Origin of the sequence: Pseudomonas sp. MTM4, from assembly GCF_019355055.1 — a bacterium.
Classification (GTDB): Bacteria; Pseudomonadota; Gammaproteobacteria; order Pseudomonadales; family Pseudomonadaceae; genus Stutzerimonas.
Genome location: NZ_CP048411.1, coordinates 1,208,546 through 1,226,487, shown reverse-complemented (window position 1 = coordinate 1,226,487; position 17,942 = coordinate 1,208,546). Strand labels below are relative to the sequence as shown.

The 17,942-nt window shown below is 59.7% G+C and carries 17 protein-coding genes; 6 read left to right on the top strand and 11 right to left on the bottom strand.

Translation table 11 applies throughout. The features are described from left to right. Window positions 1-260 precede the first annotated feature (260 nt). Together GYM54_RS05510 and GYM54_RS05505 are read right to left on the bottom strand one after the other, a co-directional pair. Complete coding sequence (locus GYM54_RS05510) at window positions 261-668, bottom strand: PA2817 family protein (protein WP_131650415.1); 408 nt, start codon at window positions 666-668, stop codon at window positions 261-263. 224 nt (window positions 669-892) lie between these two features. Continuing rightward, the gene (locus tag GYM54_RS05505) at window positions 893-3,340 is read right to left on the bottom strand and encodes an acyl-CoA dehydrogenase (RefSeq protein ID WP_197445722.1); all 2,448 of its coding nucleotides are present in this window, start codon (window positions 3,338-3,340) and stop codon (window positions 893-895) included. 375 nt (window positions 3,341-3,715) lie between these two features. Between GYM54_RS05505 and GYM54_RS05500 the strand changes: the two genes are divergently transcribed. The 3 genes from GYM54_RS05500 to queF all read left to right on the top strand — a co-directional run bounded on the left by GYM54_RS05500 (window position 3,716) and on the right by queF (window position 6,359). Further along, window positions 3,716-4,648, top strand: a complete 933-nt coding sequence (locus tag GYM54_RS05500) for an ABC transporter ATP-binding protein (RefSeq protein ID WP_131650417.1) — start codon at window positions 3,716-3,718, stop codon at window positions 4,646-4,648. Further along, a complete protein-coding gene (locus GYM54_RS05495; RefSeq protein WP_181101343.1) occupies window positions 4,645-5,424 on the top strand; it encodes an ABC transporter permease in 780 nt (259 codons plus the stop codon). Before GYM54_RS05500 ends, GYM54_RS05495 begins: the two co-directional genes overlap by 4 nt. 104 nt (window positions 5,425-5,528) lie before the next feature. Beyond that, window positions 5,529-6,359 carry an NADPH-dependent 7-cyano-7-deazaguanine reductase QueF gene (queF, locus tag GYM54_RS05490; protein ID WP_197445723.1) on the top strand — a complete coding sequence of 277 codons (831 nt, stop codon included), beginning with the start codon at window positions 5,529-5,531 and terminating at the stop codon, window positions 6,357-6,359. Window positions 6,360-6,422: 63 nt separating this feature from the next. Here queF and GYM54_RS05485 read toward each other — a convergent pair whose 3' ends face one another. After that, entirely contained in the window at window positions 6,423-6,689 is a 267-nt protein-coding gene (locus GYM54_RS05485; RefSeq protein WP_131650420.1) for a DUF4404 family protein, read from the bottom strand. Window positions 6,690-6,899: 210 nt separating this feature from the next. On the opposite strand from GYM54_RS05485, the gene GYM54_RS05480 reads away from it, so the two are divergent. Then, the gene (locus GYM54_RS05480; RefSeq protein ID WP_181101346.1) at window positions 6,900-7,601 is read left to right on the top strand and encodes a VacJ family lipoprotein; all 702 of its coding nucleotides are present in this window, start codon (window positions 6,900-6,902) and stop codon (window positions 7,599-7,601) included. A gap of 72 nt (window positions 7,602-7,673) precedes the next feature. Here the strand turns inward: GYM54_RS05480 and GYM54_RS05475 are convergent, their stop codons facing one another. Beyond that, entirely contained in the window at window positions 7,674-7,973 is a 300-nt protein-coding gene (locus tag GYM54_RS05475; RefSeq protein ID WP_131650422.1) for a PilZ domain-containing protein, read from the bottom strand. Window positions 7,974-8,178: 205 nt separating this feature from the next. Between GYM54_RS05475 and rssB the strand changes: the two genes are divergently transcribed. Beyond that, window positions 8,179-9,366 carry a two-component system response regulator RssB gene (gene rssB, locus GYM54_RS05470; RefSeq protein WP_181101348.1) on the top strand — a complete coding sequence of 396 codons (1,188 nt, stop codon included), beginning with the start codon at window positions 8,179-8,181 and terminating at the stop codon, window positions 9,364-9,366. Further along, entirely contained in the window at window positions 9,363-9,845 is a 483-nt protein-coding gene (gene rssC / locus GYM54_RS05465; protein ID WP_131650424.1) for an anti-sigma factor antagonist RssC, read from the top strand. Before rssB ends, rssC begins: the two co-directional genes overlap by 4 nt. A gap of 1 nt (window position 9,846) precedes the next feature. Here rssC and tal read toward each other — a convergent pair whose 3' ends face one another. The 7 genes from tal to GYM54_RS05430 form a co-directional block, all read right to left on the bottom strand. After that, window positions 9,847-10,773 (bottom strand): transaldolase, encoded by a 927-nt coding sequence (gene tal / locus GYM54_RS05460; RefSeq protein ID WP_181101350.1) that lies wholly within the window; start codon window positions 10,771-10,773, stop codon window positions 9,847-9,849. 124 nt (window positions 10,774-10,897) lie between these two features. After that, entirely contained in the window at window positions 10,898-11,902 is a 1,005-nt protein-coding gene (gene dusA / locus GYM54_RS05455; RefSeq protein ID WP_181101353.1) for a tRNA dihydrouridine(20/20a) synthase DusA, read from the bottom strand. Between the two features lie 288 nt (window positions 11,903-12,190). Continuing rightward, window positions 12,191-13,234, bottom strand: coding sequence for a hypothetical protein (locus GYM54_RS05450; RefSeq protein ID WP_181101355.1), 1,044 nt, complete (start codon window positions 13,232-13,234; stop codon window positions 12,191-12,193). Window positions 13,235-13,424: 190 nt separating this feature from the next. Beyond that, complete coding sequence (locus tag GYM54_RS05445) at window positions 13,425-13,754, bottom strand: DUF3325 domain-containing protein (protein ID WP_131650428.1); 330 nt, start codon at window positions 13,752-13,754, stop codon at window positions 13,425-13,427. Continuing rightward, the gene (locus GYM54_RS05440) at window positions 13,751-15,283 is read right to left on the bottom strand and encodes a PepSY domain-containing protein (RefSeq protein WP_197445724.1); all 1,533 of its coding nucleotides are present in this window, start codon (window positions 15,281-15,283) and stop codon (window positions 13,751-13,753) included. Before GYM54_RS05440 ends, GYM54_RS05445 begins: the two co-directional genes overlap by 4 nt. Then, window positions 15,280-15,576 carry a DUF3649 domain-containing protein gene (locus GYM54_RS05435; RefSeq protein WP_131650430.1) on the bottom strand — a complete coding sequence of 99 codons (297 nt, stop codon included), beginning with the start codon at window positions 15,574-15,576 and terminating at the stop codon, window positions 15,280-15,282. Before GYM54_RS05435 ends, GYM54_RS05440 begins: the two co-directional genes overlap by 4 nt. A 23-nt stretch (window positions 15,577-15,599) precedes the next feature. Beyond that, window positions 15,600-17,756 carry a TonB-dependent siderophore receptor gene (locus GYM54_RS05430; RefSeq protein WP_231752234.1) on the bottom strand — a complete coding sequence of 719 codons (2,157 nt, stop codon included), beginning with the start codon at window positions 17,754-17,756 and terminating at the stop codon, window positions 15,600-15,602. Window positions 17,757-17,942 lie beyond the last annotated feature (186 nt).

The following is a 17,942-nucleotide window of genomic DNA, read 5'->3' as shown; positions in this document are numbered from 1 at the left end:
GCTTGCTGTAATCCGAACGAGTCATGACATGACATGACGCGCCGCGCCGATCTTGCAATGGCAAGCCTTGCCAACAGCTGTGTCGCAATCGTTCCGCTCAGCCGAGGCGCCAAGTCCGCTGCCGAGCAGAGACGCAATTAGCAGTGCTTAAGCCGTTCAGATAAGCGCTGAAGCCCTGCAGGAGCGCACCATGCGCGTGGATCGCAGGCGCGGCCCGCTCCTACAAAGCCCTGCATTAGCACTAAGTGACAGGTAGTTAGTCAGTGCCGTGGGCTTTCTTCCGGCATGCTCAGCAGCTGCCTTTCCATGTTCCAGTCGAAAGGTTCGTCGTTCTGTTCGGCTTCGTAGCGGCGCTCTTCCAGCTGCTGGAAAATCTCGATCTCTTCGTCCGGCATGAAGTGCAGGCAATCACCGCCGAAGTACCACAGCAGATCCCGAGGGACCAGATGCGCGATCTGCGGATAACGGTGGAAGACCTGGCAGATCATGTCCTGGCCCATATGCCGTTCTTCCGGCACATCTTTGAGATTCATGATCAGCTCGTCGAAGCGCTCAAGAAACAGCGCGTGGCTTTCTTCCGATACCTGTCCGGTTTCACCCATGGCAAGCAGGATGCCGCGCAGATGGGCCAGAAGAGCCAGGTTGTGGGCGTGATAAGGGTTGGCCATGGTTCACCTGTGTCGGGTTGGGCGCGCGATTATAGGGCGGCGCGTAATTAAATAGGACGTGTCTAGTTGACTCGCGACCACGGCATGGGTTCGATTCGAAACTGCTAGAGGCGTGTCTAGGCAGGTAGCTGACTGTGCCGTGCCCACGCTGCGTACGTTCAACCTCGATGAGAAAGACCCGCCTCGGCGCGAAGCGTTTGGCGTTGCCGAGGTGGGCCGAACAGCTAGCGAATCCGGCCTGGCTGTAGCTCAAGCGCCTCTTTGGCGAAGTCGTCCACGTCGATGACTTTACGTCTGGCGGCTTCGGCGCTGCGCAGTTGCGCAGCTTCGCCCTCATCGAGCACGCCCGCTGTCACAGCCGCAGTGATGGGGTCTTGCGCCGCGGTCGGTTTGAACTCTCCATTCTTGAGCGCTTTGTGCAGCTTCTTCTGCAACGGTTGCGTGGCGGCCAGCGTGTCGAACGCAGCGCGCAGCGCGCCGAAGGCTTCCTCGCTGCCGAGCGGGCGATAAACGCCTTCAAGAATCTGCTCCAGCGCCGCGTCGCCTTCCGGCCGTCCGAGGATGGCGGCGACTTCCGCATCGAGTTCATCTGACGGCCCTCGGTGACGAGCACCGAAGGGGAACACCAGTACTTGCAGCACACCGCCCAGCAGCCGGTTGGGGAAGTTGGCGAGTGTGCCGGCCAACGCTTGCTCGGCTTTGCATAGGCAATCCTCCAAAGCCCAGCGCAGCAGCGGCGCCTGCTCTATGGGATGGCCCAAATCGTGATAGCGCTTGAGCGCGGCGGATGCCAGATAAAGATGGCTGAGCACATCGCCGAGCCGAGCCGACAGGCGTTCTCGGCGCTTCAGTTCGCCACCCAGCAGCATCATCGACACATCGGCAAGCATGGCGAATGCCGCGGCGATACGGTTCAGCGAGCGGAAATAGGGGCGGGTGAGGTCGTTGCCAGGGGCGCTGCCGAGCAGGCCGAAGGTCAGCCCGAGCACCAGGGTGCTGGCGGTGTTGCTGACGGCGAAGCCGATGTGCTGCATCAGCAGTTTGTCGAACTTCTTCACCGCGGCATCGCGGTCCGGCTCGTGAACCAGCTCCATCTCGCGCAATACGAACGGATGGCAGCGGATCGCGCCCTGGCCGAAGATCATCAGGTTGCGCGAGAGGATGTTCGCGCCTTCGACGGTGATGGATATCGGCGCCGACAACCATAGGCGACCGAGGTAATTGTTCGGTCCCATGATGATGCCTTTACCGCCGTGGATATCCATGGCGTCGGTGACGCATTCGCGGCCGCGCTCGGTCAGGTGATATTTGAGGATGGCCGAAAGCACCGAGGGCTTTTCGCCCAGATCCACCGCGTTGGCCGTCAAAATTCGTGCGCTATCCATCAGCCAGGCGTTGCCACCGATGCGGGCGAGAGGCTCCTGAATGCCTTCGAAAGCCGCCAATGGCACGTTGAATTGCTCACGAATCTGCGCGTAACGGCCGCTGACATAGCTGCATGCCTTGGCGGCACTGACGCCGGTTGCCGGTAGCGAGATGGAACGACCGACGGACAGGCAGTTCATCAGCATCATCCAACCTTTGCCGATCATGTCGCGTCCGCCAATGATGGCTTCCAGCGGGACGAATACGTCCTTGCCCCAGTTCGGCCCGTTCATGAACGCGGCGCCCAGCGGCAGGTGGCGACGACCGATCTCGACGCCTGCGGTGTCGGTGGGAATCAATGCCAAGCTGATGCCGAGTTCTTCCTCGTCACCGAGCAGATGTTCGGGATCATAGGTCTTGAAGGCGACACCTAGCAGCGTCGCAACCGGGCCGAGGGTGATGTAGCGCTTCTCCCAATTCAGGCGCAATCCGATGACTTCCTCGCCTTGCCATTGGCCTTTGCAGATCACGCCGCTGTCGTTCATCGCTCCCGCATCGGAGCCGGCATAGGGACCAGTCAGGGCGAAGCAGGGGATGTCGGTACCGTTGGCCAGACGCGACAGATAATAGCTGCGCTGTTCATCGGTGCCGTAGTGCATCAGCAGCTCGGCCGGACCGAGTGAGTTGGGCACCATGACAGTGCTGGCGAGATCGCCGCTGCGCGTGGCCAGCTTCATTACGATCTGCGAGTGGGCATAAGCCGAAAAGCCTTTACCACCGTATTCCTTGGGAATAATCAGAGCGAAGAAGCCTTCGGCCTTGATGTAGTCCCACGCTTCTTGCGGTAGATCCAGACGCTGGCCGACGTCCCAGTCGTTGACCATGGCGCAGAGCGTTTCGGTGGGGCCGTCGACGAATGCCTGCTCTTCGTCAGTAAGTGTGGCTTTGGGATAGCCGAGAAGGGTGTCCCAGTTCGGCCGGCCGCTAAACAGCTCGCCGTCCCACCAAACACTGCCGGCATCGATGGCATCGCGTTCGGTGTCGGAGATGGGCGGCAGGACTTTCTTGAACCAGTCGAACATCGGCCCGCTGAAATGCTTGATGCGCAGATCGGTAACCAGGAGCGGCACCGCGACGGCAATGAGCAGGAGCCAGAGGATGACCATCAACCAGGCCGGCGTTTCGTCGGCGACTCCCATGAACACCAAGTACGCAGCCACGATGGCCAGCGCGGGCACGGGCGAAACCCGTAGATGGGCGATCACGGCGATGCCGAGCAGTAACACGAGCAGCCAGAGCAGGGTCATGAGGTTTCCTTTGTTGAGCGAAGGGCGTCCTACTTGAGCATAGGCGTTGGAAGCGAATCGAGATCAGCGACGGTTGATGCGTTTGGTTTCAAGTAATGACCGGACCGGGGATGGTGAGTTCGAGCATGACTTGGCAGCACAGTCACGACGTGTTTCGCACCAAGCTGGCTGACTTCTAGGGAATAGCGGTTTGCGTCTTCACGTGCCCATGCTCCAGCGTCGGAGCCCGCGTCCCAGCGACGTAGGGCATGGCGGCTGCGTTCCTCTTCGCAGTGATACAGCGTCGGCCGGTTGGGACAAAGCCACGATGGCGTTGCAATTGCCTCACCGCGCCCTTATCTAGTCTGAATCTCTCTGCTTTGCGTGCATGTTCATATGAGTACCGCTCTGTCCATTCGGCAGTTGACCAAGGTTTACGGAAACGGATTCGAGGCCCTCAAGGGCATCGATCTGGACGTGGCCGAAGGCGACTTCTTCGCGTTGCTGGGGCCCAACGGGGCTGGCAAATCCACCACCATCGGCATCCTCTCCACGCTGGTGAACAAGACAGGCGGCACGGTCAATGTGTTCGGCCATGATCTGGATCGCGACCCCGCCAGGCTCAAGCGTTGTCTGGGTGTGGTGCCGCAGGAGTTCAACTTCAACCAGTTCGAGAAGGCCTTCGATATTCTCGTCACGCAAGCCGGGTACTACGGCATCCCGGCCAAGGTCGCCAAGGAGCGCGCCGAGCAGTACTTGAACCAGTTGGGTTTGTGGGACAAGCGTGACGTGTCCTCGCGGATGCTCTCCGGCGGCATGAAACGACGGCTGATGATCGCTCGCGCGCTGATCCATCGCCCGCGCCTGTTGATTCTCGACGAGCCCACGGCTGGCGTGGACATCGAGCTGCGTCGTTCGATGTGGTCGTTTCTCACCGAACTGAATCGTGAAGGCATCACCATCATCCTCACCACTCACTATCTGGAAGAGGCTGAGCAGCTGTGCCGTAACATCGGCATCATCGACCATGGGCAGATCGTCAAGAACACCAGCATGCGCGAGCTGCTCAAGCAGCTGCATGTTGAAACCTTCCTGCTCGATCTGAAGGAATCGCAGCTGGTGCCGCCAGAGCTGGGCAACTACCCGGCGAGGCTGGTCGATCACCACACGCTCGAGGTGCAGGTGGAAAAGAGCCAGGGCATTACCGACCTGTTTCGTCTGCTGGCAGCGCAGGGCATCGAAGTGCTGAGCCTGCGCAACAAGACCAATCGACTGGAGGAGCTGTTCGTTTCGATGGTGGAGAACAATCTGCCCAAGGTGGCCAAATGAACGCGGAATTTCGGCCCAATCTGGTTGCGCTGCAAACCATCGTCCATCGTGAAATCCGCCGCTACACGCGCATCTGGCCGCAGACCCTGCTGCCGCCAGCGATCACCATGGTGCTGTACTTCGTCATCTTCGGAAACCTGATCGGCGCGCGAATCGGCGAGATGGGCGGCTTCAGCTACATGGAGTACATTGTGCCGGGGCTGATCATGATGTCGGTGATCACCAACTCCTACAGCAACGTGGTCTCGAGCTTTTTCAGCAGTAAATTCCAGCGCTCCATCGAAGAACTACTGGTCTCGCCGGTTTCGCCACACGTGATTCTCATCGGTTTCGCGCTGGGCGGCATCACGCGGGGCCTGGCCGTTGCGCTGATTGTCACCGTGCTGTCGATGTTCTTTACCGATCTGCAAGTTCATCACCTAGGCGTCACGCTGCTGGTCATCACCCTGACCTCGACGATCTTCGCGCTGGGCGGCTTCATCAATGCGGTGTTTGCGCGAAATTTCGATGATATTTCGATCATTCCGACCTTCGTGCTGACGCCGCTGACCTACCTGGGTGGCGTGTTCTATTCGATCACCTTGCTGTCGCCTTTCTGGCAGACGTTGTCGCTGGCCAACCCTATCCTGCACATGGTCAATGCGTTCCGTTACGGCATCCTTGGGGTTTCTGATATCCAAATCGGGATTGCCATCAGCTTCATGGCGGTGGCGGCGGTGCTGATGTATCTATGGTGCATCCGGTTGCTCAAAAGTGGCCGCGGAATGCGCCAGTGAGCCGTTGAGTGCCAGCCATGCGGTAGGACGGCAGGCGTTTTTGGCGATGATAAACACGGCGGGAACCGATACACTTGCGGTCATTTTTCGTACAGGTTCCCGCCATGCAACACCCCGCCGAACTCTCACCGCTGGGTAAAACCAGCGCCTATGTCGCGACCTACAGTCCCGAGCAACTGTTTCCGATCCCGCGCGCGCCGAAGTGGGCCGAGCTGGGGCTGACGGTCGACACTCTTCCTTATCGAGGCGTGGACATCTGGAACTGCTACGAGCTGTCCTGGCTGCTGCCGTCCGGCAAGCCGGTGGTGGCCATCGGCGAGTTCAGCATCCCGGCGGATTCGCCGAACATCATCGAATCCAAGTCGTTCAAGCTCTATCTGAATTCGCTGAACCAGTCGGTGTTCGAAAGCCGCGAAGAGCTGGTTGAGGTCATGGTCAAAGATTTGTCGGCCGCAGCGGGCAAGCCGGTCGGTGTTCGCCTACGAACGCTGGACGAAGTTACCGGGGAAGGCATTGCACCACTGGCGGGACGCTGCATCGATGAGCTGGACGTGGCCATCGAGCACTACGATTCCCCGCGCGCGGATCTGCTGAATTGTGACCCGAGTCGTCAGGTCGAAGAATGCGTCTATAGCCATTTGCTCAAATCCAACTGCCCCGTTACCGGCCAGCCGGATTGGGGCACGGTGGTGGTCGAGTACCGTGGTGCTGCGCTGAATCACGGCAGTCTACTGACTTATCTGGTGAGCTTCCGTCAGCACGCCGACTTCCACGAACAGTGCGTGGAGCGCATCTTCCTCGATTTGCAGCGGTTGCTGAAGCCGGAGTGGCTGACGGTATACGCGCGTTACGTGCGTCGCGGCGGGCTGGACATCAATCCGTATCGCAGTACCGAGGCCGTCACCGTAAACAACGGGCGTCTCGTCAGACAGTGAGTGCAGCCGGCGGGCCGGAGGCGTTTTCGTCCAGCCTCCAGCCGCTTTATCGGCTTTCGCTCTTCATATGCCCATGTTCGCCAGCGTCTGCATGATGTTGCGCAGCGTCATGGCGGTATTGGGATGGCTGACCTCGAAACGTTCTACCGCGAGGTTGACGCCATCGACCAGCGAATCGTGCTGATCGACTACGCCCTGGTTCGCCAGGCGAAGCTCGATGTCCTGTGCAATGGCCTGTAGCGATGCGCGCTCCTCTTCGGTCAGCGGCGTGTCCTGGGCCAGCTGACTACGCAACTCTGCTAGCTGCGACTGCAGATCATGTTCCGGCATATTGCTTCCCTCTTATTTCAGACTACGAATTCGCCAGCTCGGTGAAGATGGAGTAAGCCAGCGGCCCGGGCTTGTCCTCCTTGGAGGGCGAGTCGTGCAGCGAAGTTCGCTCGCAGCCGCATGTCTGTTCGCTGCCGCAATCTCCAGAATGGATTTATACTGTTGCGCTTTGTTGGGCACGCCACCATTCGGGATAAGGGGAAGGCCGCGATGCAAATGATCGGCAAGGATTGGATCGGATATGTCAGGGTCACGCTCGTCGCAGCGCTGACGATATTTGGCGCGTCTTCGTTGCAGGCCGCCGAGGAGGATCCCTGGGAAGGCGTGAACAGGGTGGTGTTCAACTTCAACGACAAGCTCGATACCTACACGCTCAAACCGCTCGCGCAGGGTTACCAGAAAGTCACGCCTAATTTCCTCGAAGACGGCATAGGTAACGTGTTCAGCAACCTGGGCGATGTCGTGGTGCTGACTAACGATCTGCTGCAGGGCAAGGTTCACGATGCCGGCATCGACACGAGCCGCATCCTGTTCAATACCACCTTTGGCGTGCTGGGCTTCTTCGATGTGGCGACCCGCATGGGCCTGCAGAAGAACGACGAAGATTTCGGCCAGACTCTGGGTGCCTGGGGACTTGGCAGTGGACCTTATGTCGTATTGCCGCTGCTCGGGCCGAGCACCGTGCGCGACGCGGCAGGGCGTGTGCCTGATGCCTTCCTGCAGCCTTATCCCCACATGGACCATGTACCGACCCGCAACGTGACGCGAGCGGTGAATGTGGTCGACCTGCGCGCCGGTCTGCTCTCGGCCGAGAAGATGATCACCGGTGATAAGTACATCTTCGTTCGCAATGCCTATCTGCAGAACCGCGAGTTCCGCACACAGGACGGGCAGGTCGAAGACGACTTCTGATGGCTGTCGGCGACGCCACGGGGATGACGTGGCGTTCGCAGACCCCCGGCGCTGTTCAGCGCCGAGTGCCTTTTAGCTCATCGACAGGATGGCCAAGCCAAGGCTCTGCCGTCCATCTTCATGCGTGCCAACTCGTACTACTTCGGTGTCCGCCTCCAGTCCCTCCAGCTGATCGTGCTCCGAGGGGATATTCACCCGTACCTTGTCGCCCATTTGCAGGCTCGTCGCGGCCAGCACCTGCATACCTGTGCTCGAAAGGTCCATGCAGATCGCGTCGTAGCGCTGGCCGTTATGGATAAGGGTGATCGCCGTCTCTATTTGCATGCGGATGAAGTCGCGTTTTTCGCTGTAGTCCCGATCACTCTGGCTCATTTTTCGTCCTCTGAGTTTTGGTTGCGTCAGTTCTTATAACGCCCGTTAATTAAGGCTGTAAAGCACAGGCGGGGCGGCGGCGCCTGGCTTGAAACGCGGATCGTATGGGAGTACCGTCTGCGCCTTGAAAAGATCCCTTGCCCCAGCGTTCGCGCGGGGGCCGATGCTTTCGCCAATCATCCTGGCGATACCGCCTGGTAGGAACATGCACAACCCAAGCGCGACGCTGCTGATCATAGATGACGACGATGTGGTACGAGCCAGCCTGGCCGCCTATCTGGATGACAGCGGTTTCAACGTCCTGCAGGCACCTAGCGGGCCGGTGGGCATGGAGCTGTTCGAGGTCGAACAGCCGGATCTGGTGATCTGCGATCTGCGCATGCCGCAGATGGACGGTCTGGAGCTGATCCGCCAGATCAGCGAACGCCAGGCCGATCTGCCAGTCATCGTAGTGTCTGGCGCCGGCGTGATGAGCGATGCCGTTGAAGCCCTGCGTCTGGGTGCGGCCGATTACCTGATCAAGCCCCTTGAAGACTTGGCGATGCTCGAGCACTCGGTGCGTCGAGCACTTGATCGATCACGGTTGCGCATGGAGAACCGGCGCTACCGTGAGCAGTTGGAAACCGCCAACCGCGACCTGCAAGCCAGTCTGCATTTATTGCAGGAAGATCAGGATGCCGGGCGTCAGGTGCAGATGAACATGCTGCCTGTCACGCCCTACAGCATCGATGACTTCCATTTCGCCCATCAGATCATCCCTTCCCTCTATCTGTCCGGGGATTTCGTCGATTACTTCCGCGTGGACGAGCATCGCATCGGCTTCTATCTGGCCGACGTGTCCGGCCATGGCGCCTCTTCGGCATTCGTCACGGCGCTGCTGAAATTCATGACGACGCGACTGCTGTACGAGTCTCGACGGGGAAGGGGAGCGCCGCGCGCGTTCAAACCGTCCGAAGTGCTCGATCACATCAACCGTGGGCTGATCAATTGCAAGCTCGGCAAGCATGTCACCATGCTGGGCGGCGTGATCGATCAGGAGCGCAACGTGCTGCACTACAGCATCGGCGGGCACCTGCCGATGCCGGTGCTCTATACCGGCGGCGTTGCGAGCTATCTGGAGGGACGGGGCTTGCCGGTTGGCCTGTTCGTCGAAGCGACCTACGATAATTATGAAATCGAGTTGCCCGAAGCATTCAGCCTCACGCTGCTTTCCGATGGCATTCTGGACCTTTTGCCTGGTGACACGCTCAAAGAAAAGGAAGCAGGTTTGCCCGGACTGATTTCCGAAGCCGGGGGTAGGCTGGATGGTCTCCAGCGAGTGCTCGGCCTTGCCGATCTCGAGGATATGCCCGATGACATCGCGTTGCTGGTATTGAGCAGGAACCTTGCATGAGCACTGGTAAGATCCAGTTCGCCGAGCAGGACGGCACGTTCGTTCTCAAATTCGTCGGCGAAATCCGACTGACGCTTTGCTCGGCATTGGACGCTACGATCGAAAAAATCTTCTCGTCGCTGAACTTCTCGGCGATCGTCATCGACCTCACCGAAAGCCGCAGCATCGACAGCACGACATTGGGGCTGCTGGCCAAGCTGTCGATTCTGTCCAGCCAGAAGATCGGCATGTTGCCTACGCTGGTTACGACGCACGCTGATATCACGCGTCTGTTGCAGTCGATGGGCTTCGATCAGGTATTCAATATCGTCGATCAGCCGCTGCCATCGCCAGAGCAGCTTGCCGACCTGCCTAGCCAGGATCAGTCGGAAGACGTGGTGAAGAACAAAGTGCTCGAGGCCCACCGTATTTTGATGAGCCTCAATGACTCCAATCGCGAGGCCTTTCGTGACCTCGTGACGGCACTCGAGCGCTCCTGATCTAGCGCTTAGCTTCCAGCAGAGCCTCGAGTTTCTCCTGATCACGAGCGAACTGGCGGATGCCTTCGGCCAGCTTTTCGGTCGCCATCGGGTCTTCGTTCAAACCCCAGCGGAAACTGCTCTCATCCAGTGTGACGCGCGGCTCAGATGCGCGGCCTGGCGACAACTTACGTTCTAGCGAACCTTCTTCCTGTGCCAGCTGGCTGAGCAGCTCGGGACTTATCGTCAGACGGTCACAGCCCGCCAGGGCTTCGATCTGCCCCGTATTGCGGAAGCTCGCTCCCATCACCACCGTGTCGTAGCCGTGGGTCTTGTAGTAGTCATAGATCCGGCTGACCGACAGCACGCCTGGATCTTCGCTGCCTGTGTAATCACGACCTTCATGTTTCTTGTACCAGTCGTAGATCCGGCCCACGAACGGCGAAATGAGGAACACGCCGGCTTCGGCGCAGGCGACCGCTTGGGTGAAGGAGAACAGCAGCGTCAGATTGGTCTGGATGCCGGATTTTTCCAATTGCTCGGCGGCGCGGATGCCTTCCCAAGTGGAGGCCAGTTTGACCAGCACGCGGTCCCGCGCGATACCTGCTTGTTCGTACAGGCCGATCAGGCGTTCGCCGCGCTGCACCATCGCCTGGGTATCGAACGAAAGCCGCGCATCGACCTCAGTGGAAATCCGCCCGGGGATCAGCTTGAGCACTTCCTGGCCAACCGCGACGGCGAATAGATCGCAGCCTAGCCCGATGTCACCGCCACAACGGGACATGGCGGCCTGCAGATGTTCCGCGTAACGGGGCAGGGCGGCGGCCTTGAGCAACAGCGAAGGATTAGTGGTGGCATCGACCGGCTGCAAGCGGGCGATGGCATCGAGATCGCCGGTGTCGGCGACGACGGTGGTGAACTGCTTGAGTTGTTCCAGCTTGGATGTCATGGGGGCGCTCTATCCTCTGAGTTGACATGACTGAACCCGAGGCCACCGAGCCACTTGACGAGTGGATGGTCCGGGCGGACAGCACTTGGATTGAAAATGGTCCCGCGTGTTCCGCAAGACTATATCAACGTCCTTCGAGCAGGCCGATCGCCTGATCGAGAAGGATCAACGGCTCCTTCGTCTTATGGATATCGACCGATAACAACTGACGGAAACGTCGCGCACCTGGAAAGCCCAGACCCAGCCCCAAAACATGGCGCGTGATGTGATGCATCGAGCCGCCCACTTCGAGGTGCCGCTGGATATAAGGCCGCATCCGCGCTAGTGCCTCGGCGCGGCTGATGACCGGGTCATGACTGCCGAACAGCCGGGCGTCCACCTGAGCGAGCAAATACGGATTGTGATAGGCCTCGCGTCCAAGCATCACACCATCGAAGCGTTGGAGATGCGCCTCGCATTCGTCCAGCGTCTTGATGCCGCCGTTGAGGATGATTTCCAAGTCCGGAAAATCGTCTTTGAGCTGCGCGGCAATGTCGTAACGCAAGGGTGGAACCTCGCGATTCTCTTTGGGCGACAGCCCCTCGAGAATGGCAATGCGCGCGTGCACAGTAAAACTGCGGCAACCCGCTTCGCGAACCTGACCGACGAAGTCGCAGAGCTCGGCGTAGCTGTCGCGCCCGTTGATGCCGATTCGATGTTTGACTGTCACGTCGATGCCGACGGCGTCCCGCATCGCTTTCATGCAATCGGCCACCAGCGCCGGATGGCCCATCAGGCAGGCACCGATCATGTTGTTCTGCACGCGATCACTGGGGCAGCCGACGTTGAGATTTACCTCGTCGTAGCCCGCCGCTTCGGCCATCTTTGCGCACGCTGCCAGCTCCGCCGGCACGCTGCCGCCGAGTTGCAACGCAAGGGGATATTCCGCTTCGTCATGACGAAGGAAACGCTCCGCATCGCCATTGATCAGCGCACCGGTCGTAACCATTTCGGTGTAGAGCAGGGCGTGTCGGGAAAGTTGACGCAGAAAGTACCGGCAATGGTGATCGGTCCAATCCATCATGGGCGCGACGGAGAAGCGGCGTGATGGCGAGCGGGGCGTGGTTATCGGGGCAGGACGGTTTTCCATCGGGTTCCGGAGTGTTGAATAGGTACTTGATGACTGGGTAATTTTTAGCGTCTAGGAACGTGATGTACCAGAGGCTATTTCAGCTCAAAAAGCTGATGAGGCGGCCAGATAAGCCGCTTGGAATGCGCGCAAGTTTATCAGGAGAGCTGCGCGCAAGGGCGGCTTAGGCGCGGGAAGTGTCCGAGTAAATGAGCGACCTGGCAGGCTTCAAGAAATCTCGCTCTGTTCAGGCCCTGCCCATGCGCGTCCGTGGCGCACGGGCAGGATCGGCTCGCCGTTGGGATGTGCCTATCGCTGAGTGACGTTGGCGATGTTGCCATTTCCGTTCTGGATAATGCTGGCGGAGTTGGTGGTATACGTCAGCGTATCCTGCCAAAGGGACGCTTGGTTCCCGTGCCCCGTCTGGTTGATCAACGCGTCGTGAGCATGGAACCCTTGGTAGGCTTCGATCCGGTTGTCAGAGCCAAGTTGGGCAATCTCAATGCTGTTGTCGTCGCCCACTTGGGCAATATCGACAAAGTTATAGTCGCCCTCCGAATAGCCAGTAATGCTTGAGCCCTGTCCGCCGAAGGACGCATATAGCTCGTTTCCAACGCCTTGCTGGCGATAATCCAGGACGCTGTAACCATCGCCGGAAGAGATCTCCGCAATGTTGGCATCGCCGATTTGCTGTAGGAAAACGTCTCCGGCAGGGTAGCGACCGGAAACCTGATAGATGTCTGCTTGGTTGGCGGTACCGTCCTGATCGACCACGGCAAAACCACCGCCAATGCCGAAGCTTACTTGTTGTAGTTGCACCAGGTTATCGCTTCCCCGCTGTTGCAGGTCCGCCGTGCTAAAGCCTGATTGGTCCACATGGATGACGTTGTCCTGCCCCACCGACACCGCGTCGAGCTGGTTGCCCACCCAAGTCTGCGTTGCGTCGAGACGATTGCCGGTGCCCTCTTGGTGAACCGTCGCGGTCGATGACAACTCGCCGAGGTATTCACGTTGCTCCACCTGAGCGCTGTTTGAGACGCCTGTTTGATGGATCTCGATGCTGGCCATGCCCGACCGGTCGCCATGGATCTGATAGACAGTGGCCGAATTCAGCGAGCCCACCTGGTCGATGCTCGCCTCGCTTTCTTGGTCGTTGATACCGGTCTGCTCGGTTAGTGCGCTGTTCTCGGTACCGTTTTGCGTGATGTAAGAGCGTTGCAGCCCGCCGCTCTGTTGCTGCTCCGCGACATTGTTGATGCCGGTCTGGCTTATTTCGGCGATGTGTTCGCTGGCTATGACGCTGCCGCTTGCCGCCAGCAGCAATGCTGCTGCGAGAGGAGTCATACGAGTCACTGGAATCTCTCCTGTTCATGATGGATTGGCTCCGTACATCACAGGCGAAGCAATGAGATTGTTGTCGGTTCGTTTATCTGCCGGTATAGATCGAAGGGGTCAAAATGCCTTCAGCCCAGGATTAGTACCCGGGCTGAAGGCTTTATGTCGCATCGGTTCAACCGGCACTCCCATGTCTCGTTGGATTCCGCTAGCCGCCGCTGATCGCTGACAACATTCCAATCACACCGAGCAGGGCGCCGAGTGGCGCGGCCCACCGCTGACGCCATGCGAGCGTCAGGCTGACCACCAGGCCGGCAAGCATCAGCTGTGTCAGCGCAATCACCAAGCCAATCGCTAATCCTGACGATGCGGTATTCAGCAGAGCTGCGCCGAGTAACAGCCCGGACGCTGTGGCACGCAGCCAGCGCTGTCGTCTGGGTGTCGGCGCGGTGTTGTACACCGCTCGATGGTGTCGAGCCATTGCCAGGCAGAGTGCCAGCATGGCCAGGTAGGCCAGTGCGAATGCGAGCAGGATCATGGAGCTAACTCCTGTTGCCGAGTAGCCGGGCGTGTCTCCTCGCGTGCCGATTTCTTCGTTTGTGGACTGCTAAGCGAGTACCAGGCACATAGGCTGCCGACCAGTAACAACACTGCATCGATACCCGCCAGCATCAGCTCCCCGCGCGCGAGGCTTGCCAGAAGATGCCCCTCCGGTGTCGTCAGGCCGTTAAGCAGCGGCAGGCCCAGCGCGAGTATTGCCAGCAAGGCGGATAGCCGGCGAGACAGTCCGAGCGGTTGCCGACGACTCAGGTAGGCGAACACCGCGACGGCCAGCCAGGCCAGGGAGAAGCACCAGGCCTCGGCAGCGCCACGCTCAGCCAATGTGTCGGGTAGGAGACGATTCGCCCACAGCAATGCGAGCGAGGCGATAGGCATGCCAAAGAACACCGCGCCGTTGAGCGCACGCACGATTTCGATGCCTCGAATCTGCCGTCCCTCGCGCTTGCGTAGCCATACGCCAGTGCCGGCAATCAGCATGGCGCAGCCGGCCAGCCCGAGCATGCCGTATAGCAGCCGCACGATATGCCCGCCGAATTGCGCCATGTGCAGTCCCACCAGCCATATGTAGGCGCGATAGCCGGCCGGAGCCTGCTGCTGATGAAGAAGCTCGCCGGTGAATGCGTCGTAACTCAGGGCGTCCTGTGGCGAGCCGATGCGCGATGGATCGAAGCGACGCACGCTGACCACGGCGGATGCATCGGACGGATGCTCGACGATGATCCAACCGATCTCTGCGCCATTCCAACGCTCGCGGGCGTCGGTCAGCAGCGTCTCTAGCGGGGCGAACTGACCCGGTGGCTGGTTCAGTTCGTTGCGGTGATAGCCGCCCTGCACCTCTTCGTAAAAGGCGAGAGGGTCGCCTCCGTACGCCACCATCGCCCCGGCGGGCATGTAGGATGCAACGAACACCGCCACACCGGTGTACGCCAATATCAGATGGAAGGGCAGGCCGATGACACCGAACAGGTTATGCGCGTCGAGCCAGGCGCGTTGGCCGTTCGCTTGTGGACGCAGGGTGAAGAAGTCCTTGAATATCCTGCGATGCACGATGATGCCCGACACCAGCGCCACCAGCATGAACATGCCGGCCAGGCCAACGATGTACATGCCGATCGTTCCGGCGTGCAGGTTGTAATGCAGTGTGAAGAAAAACTCGCCACCGACTGTTTCGGGCATGGGCCGCCCGGTGCGAGGATCGAATGCGACGCGACCGCGGGTCCCGGATTCATCTTCTTCCCAGCCCAGCCGCCAGTATGGCTCGCGTTCGGTCGGGCCGTGCAGCCAATAGGCATGCAGAGGTGCCTGCACGTTTGCTTGCACCCAGTTGCCGACGTCAGTAGCGGTCATCGCGGTTGCTGCAGTCGTATGCAGGGCTGGCCGCATCCAGCGTTCAAGCTCCTTGTCGAAACAGGTCAGCGTGCCGGCGAAGATGATCACGAACAGCAACCAACTGGGCAGCAGCCCGCCCCAGGTGTGCAGCCCGGCCATGGATTGACGAAGCGTCATGGCCGGGTCCTCCATTCGACGGGTAAGTACGCGCCGAGGAGCAAGAGAGCGGCCAGCACGGCGATCAGCAACCAGGCGGCGAGGGCGCTACGAGCGGCGAAGGCGTAGATGACCGCTGCGACCCAGACGGCGAAGCAGAGCAGGCTGGCCGTCACGACCCGGTCAGGACGCGGTAACGGCAGATACACAGAGAAAAATGCCGTGAAACCATAGGCTAACGCATAGCCACCAAAAAGCGCGGCGGAAATACGCCCGGCCAGATTGGCAAGGCGGGACGATGCGAGTGTAGTCATTTGCTGACTCCGATATCCGTCCATCAGAAGCTGTAGCTGACGGTGCCGACCACCGTCCGGCGACTGCCGAGGAAGCAGTCACCGCGCGACAAGCAGCTGGTGTAGTAGGTTTCGTCTTCCAGGTTGGTAGCGTTGACCGTGAACGCCCAGTCCTGATAGCGGTAGCCGAGCATGGCGTCGAACAGGGTTGTGGATGGCGTTTTCAGCGTGTCGGTGCCATCCCAGCTCGCCCCGACGTAGCGCACACCGGCGCCTGCGCTGAAGCCGGGAACGCCAAAGAGTTCGAAACGATGCTGGGACCAGAGCGAGGCCATGTCTTCCGGGATCGTTGCCAGGCGAGCGCCTTCCTCGCGCGGTGTTCCCTTGAGTACTTCGGTGTTGAGATGGGTGTAGGTCGCAATCAAATCCCAGTCAGGGCGGACGGCTACCATCGCCTCCAGTTCGAGGCCCTGCGTGCGCGTTTCGCCTGTCTGGACCGTATTCGATGGATCGTTCGGATCGGGCATCTGCCGATTCTGTTCGCGCAGATCGAACACCGCGGCGGTGTACAGACTGTTGCTATCGACTGGCTGATATTTGATCCCCAACTCCCACTGTTCTCCTTCCAGCGGCTTGTAGGGCTCGCCGGTCGAGGTGTTCAGGCCAACGATTGGTTGGAAGGATTCGCTGTAGCTGATGTACGGCGCGATTCCGTTTTCGAAGAGATAGGTGAGTCCAACCCGTCCGGTGACGGCATCGTCCTTCTGCCGTGTACCGCCTTCGGTGCGGTTGTCGACCCAGTCCTTGCGCAGCCCCAACGTCAGCATCCAGCGTTCGTACTTGAGCTGATCCTGCAGATAAAGGCCTTGTTGCGCGACCGTCTGCTCGGGGTCGGCGGTGAGATCGATAACGGAGGGATCGAAGGTGCCGTAGACCGGATCGTAGAGATCCAGCGCTGTGGTCGCGCCGCCGGCTCGTTTACGGTTGGTGGTGGCGTGCTGGTAGTCGCCGCCAATCAACAGCGTGTGCTGCACCGGACCGGTGTCGAACAAGGTCTGGGCATTGTGATCGGCGACCCAGACGTCAACTTCTGGTTTGGCTACGTGGTAGATGCGATCAAGGGTTCGGTTATCGGCGTTGAGCACCGGTGGCCAGCCATAGATCTGCTGGTAGCTGACTTCGCTTTCCTGGTAGCGCAGGTTCTGTCGCAGCGTCCAGGTTTCGTTCAGTCGCCAGCTTAGCTGTGATGTGAGCGCCATCTGTTCGGTATCGTATTCGTCAAATCCCGGCTCGCTGACGAACAGATCGGTGTCGTAGTGTCCGTAAGGCGCATCGAGAACGGTGCCGCGGTGTGGGAGAAACTGCGAGGTGGAGCCGCTGTCGTCCCGCTGTATGTTCGCCAGCAACGTCCATTCGATGTCGGCGGTGGGGCGCCAGGTAATCGAAGGCATCAGCAGCAGCCGATCGTCTTCCACGTAATCGACCTGCGAGTCGCTATCACGCGCGATCGCCACGACTCGATACAGGAGTGTGCCTTCCTCGTTCAGCGGGCCGGTGCTGTCGATCGCGATTTGTTTGCGGTCGTAGCTGCCGTATTGAAGCTGTAGTTCTGTACGCTGCTCGTCGCGCGGCCGTTTGCTCACCATGTTGATCAGGCCGCCAACGGGGCTTTGTCCGTACAGCATCGACGACGGGCCCTTCAGCACTTCGATGCGTTCGAGGGTGAATGGGTCTGTGCGGGTATTGGTGTAGCTGCCGAAGGTCTGTTGCAGACCATCGAGATAGAGCACCGGAGTGCTGCCACGAATTTTGGATGAGTCGCCGCGAGCGTCCAGTCCAAAGGCTTCGCCGCGTACGCCAGAGACGTATCGCAATGCGTCCTGCAGCGTCTGCGCCCCTTGGTCTTGTATGCGATCGGCGGTGATCACGCTGATCGATTGCGGGACCAGAAGCAGCGGTGTGTCAGTCTTGGTACCTGTCGCCGAACGTGTCGCAACATAGCCCTCGACCGGTCCGTCAGCGCGTTCGGTCTCGCTGGAGACAACCTCCTGCGCCGGCAGCTCGAACGCCGATGCGTCTGTTGCCGGGGCGCTATCCATTGATTGAGCCAAAGCAACGGGGCTGAGGGAGACGACCGGCAGGACTAGACCGGCGGTGCGCAACGCCACGAAGAGAGGACGCAGGGCAGGGCGGCGTGACATGAGCATCTCCAATTGCATTTATTATTGAGATGCGGATGTTAATGCGAATACGTTGCATTTGTAACCCTTCAGGCTACGAATAATGAACGTCGATCTGCGGAGACTGAAAATGGGGGAAATAAAAAACCGCAGCCGCCCAACGGGCTGACTGCGGTTTGTGCTCAGGCTGTTGCCAGCCTGGTGTTT

Bases quoted from the DNA above. Each gene is read 5' to 3' on its own strand.
- GYM54_RS05510 (WP_131650415.1), bottom strand. From the start codon at position 668: ATGGCCAACCCTTATCACGCCCACAACCTGGCTCTTCTGGCCCATCTG.
- GYM54_RS05505 (WP_197445722.1), bottom strand. From the start codon at position 3,340: ATGACCCTGCTCTGGCTGCTCGTGTTACTGCTCGGCATCGCCGTGATC.
- GYM54_RS05500 (WP_131650417.1), top strand. From the start codon at position 3,716: ATGAGTACCGCTCTGTCCATTCGGCAGTTGACCAAGGTTTACGGAAAC.
- GYM54_RS05495 (WP_181101343.1), top strand. From the start codon at position 4,645: ATGAACGCGGAATTTCGGCCCAATCTGGTTGCGCTGCAAACCATCGTC.
- queF (WP_197445723.1), top strand. From the start codon at position 5,529: ATGCAACACCCCGCCGAACTCTCACCGCTGGGTAAAACCAGCGCCTAT.
- GYM54_RS05485 (WP_131650420.1), bottom strand. From the start codon at position 6,689: ATGCCGGAACATGATCTGCAGTCGCAGCTAGCAGAGTTGCGTAGTCAG.
- GYM54_RS05480 (WP_181101346.1), top strand. From the start codon at position 6,900: ATGCAAATGATCGGCAAGGATTGGATCGGATATGTCAGGGTCACGCTC.
- GYM54_RS05475 (WP_131650422.1), bottom strand. From the start codon at position 7,973: ATGAGCCAGAGTGATCGGGACTACAGCGAAAAACGCGACTTCATCCGC.
- rssB (WP_181101348.1), top strand. From the start codon at position 8,179: ATGCACAACCCAAGCGCGACGCTGCTGATCATAGATGACGACGATGTG.
- rssC (WP_131650424.1), top strand. From the start codon at position 9,363: ATGAGCACTGGTAAGATCCAGTTCGCCGAGCAGGACGGCACGTTCGTT.
- tal (WP_181101350.1), bottom strand. From the start codon at position 10,773: ATGACATCCAAGCTGGAACAACTCAAGCAGTTCACCACCGTCGTCGCC.
- dusA (WP_181101353.1), bottom strand. From the start codon at position 11,902: ATGGAAAACCGTCCTGCCCCGATAACCACGCCCCGCTCGCCATCACGC.
- GYM54_RS05445 (WP_131650428.1), bottom strand. From the start codon at position 13,754: ATGATCCTGCTCGCATTCGCACTGGCCTACCTGGCCATGCTGGCACTC.
- GYM54_RS05440 (WP_197445724.1), bottom strand. From the start codon at position 15,283: ATGACGCTTCGTCAATCCATGGCCGGGCTGCACACCTGGGGCGGGCTG.
- GYM54_RS05435 (WP_131650430.1), bottom strand. From the start codon at position 15,576: ATGACTACACTCGCATCGTCCCGCCTTGCCAATCTGGCCGGGCGTATT.
- GYM54_RS05430 (WP_231752234.1), bottom strand. From the start codon at position 17,756: ATGTCACGCCGCCCTGCCCTGCGTCCTCTCTTCGTGGCGTTGCGCACC.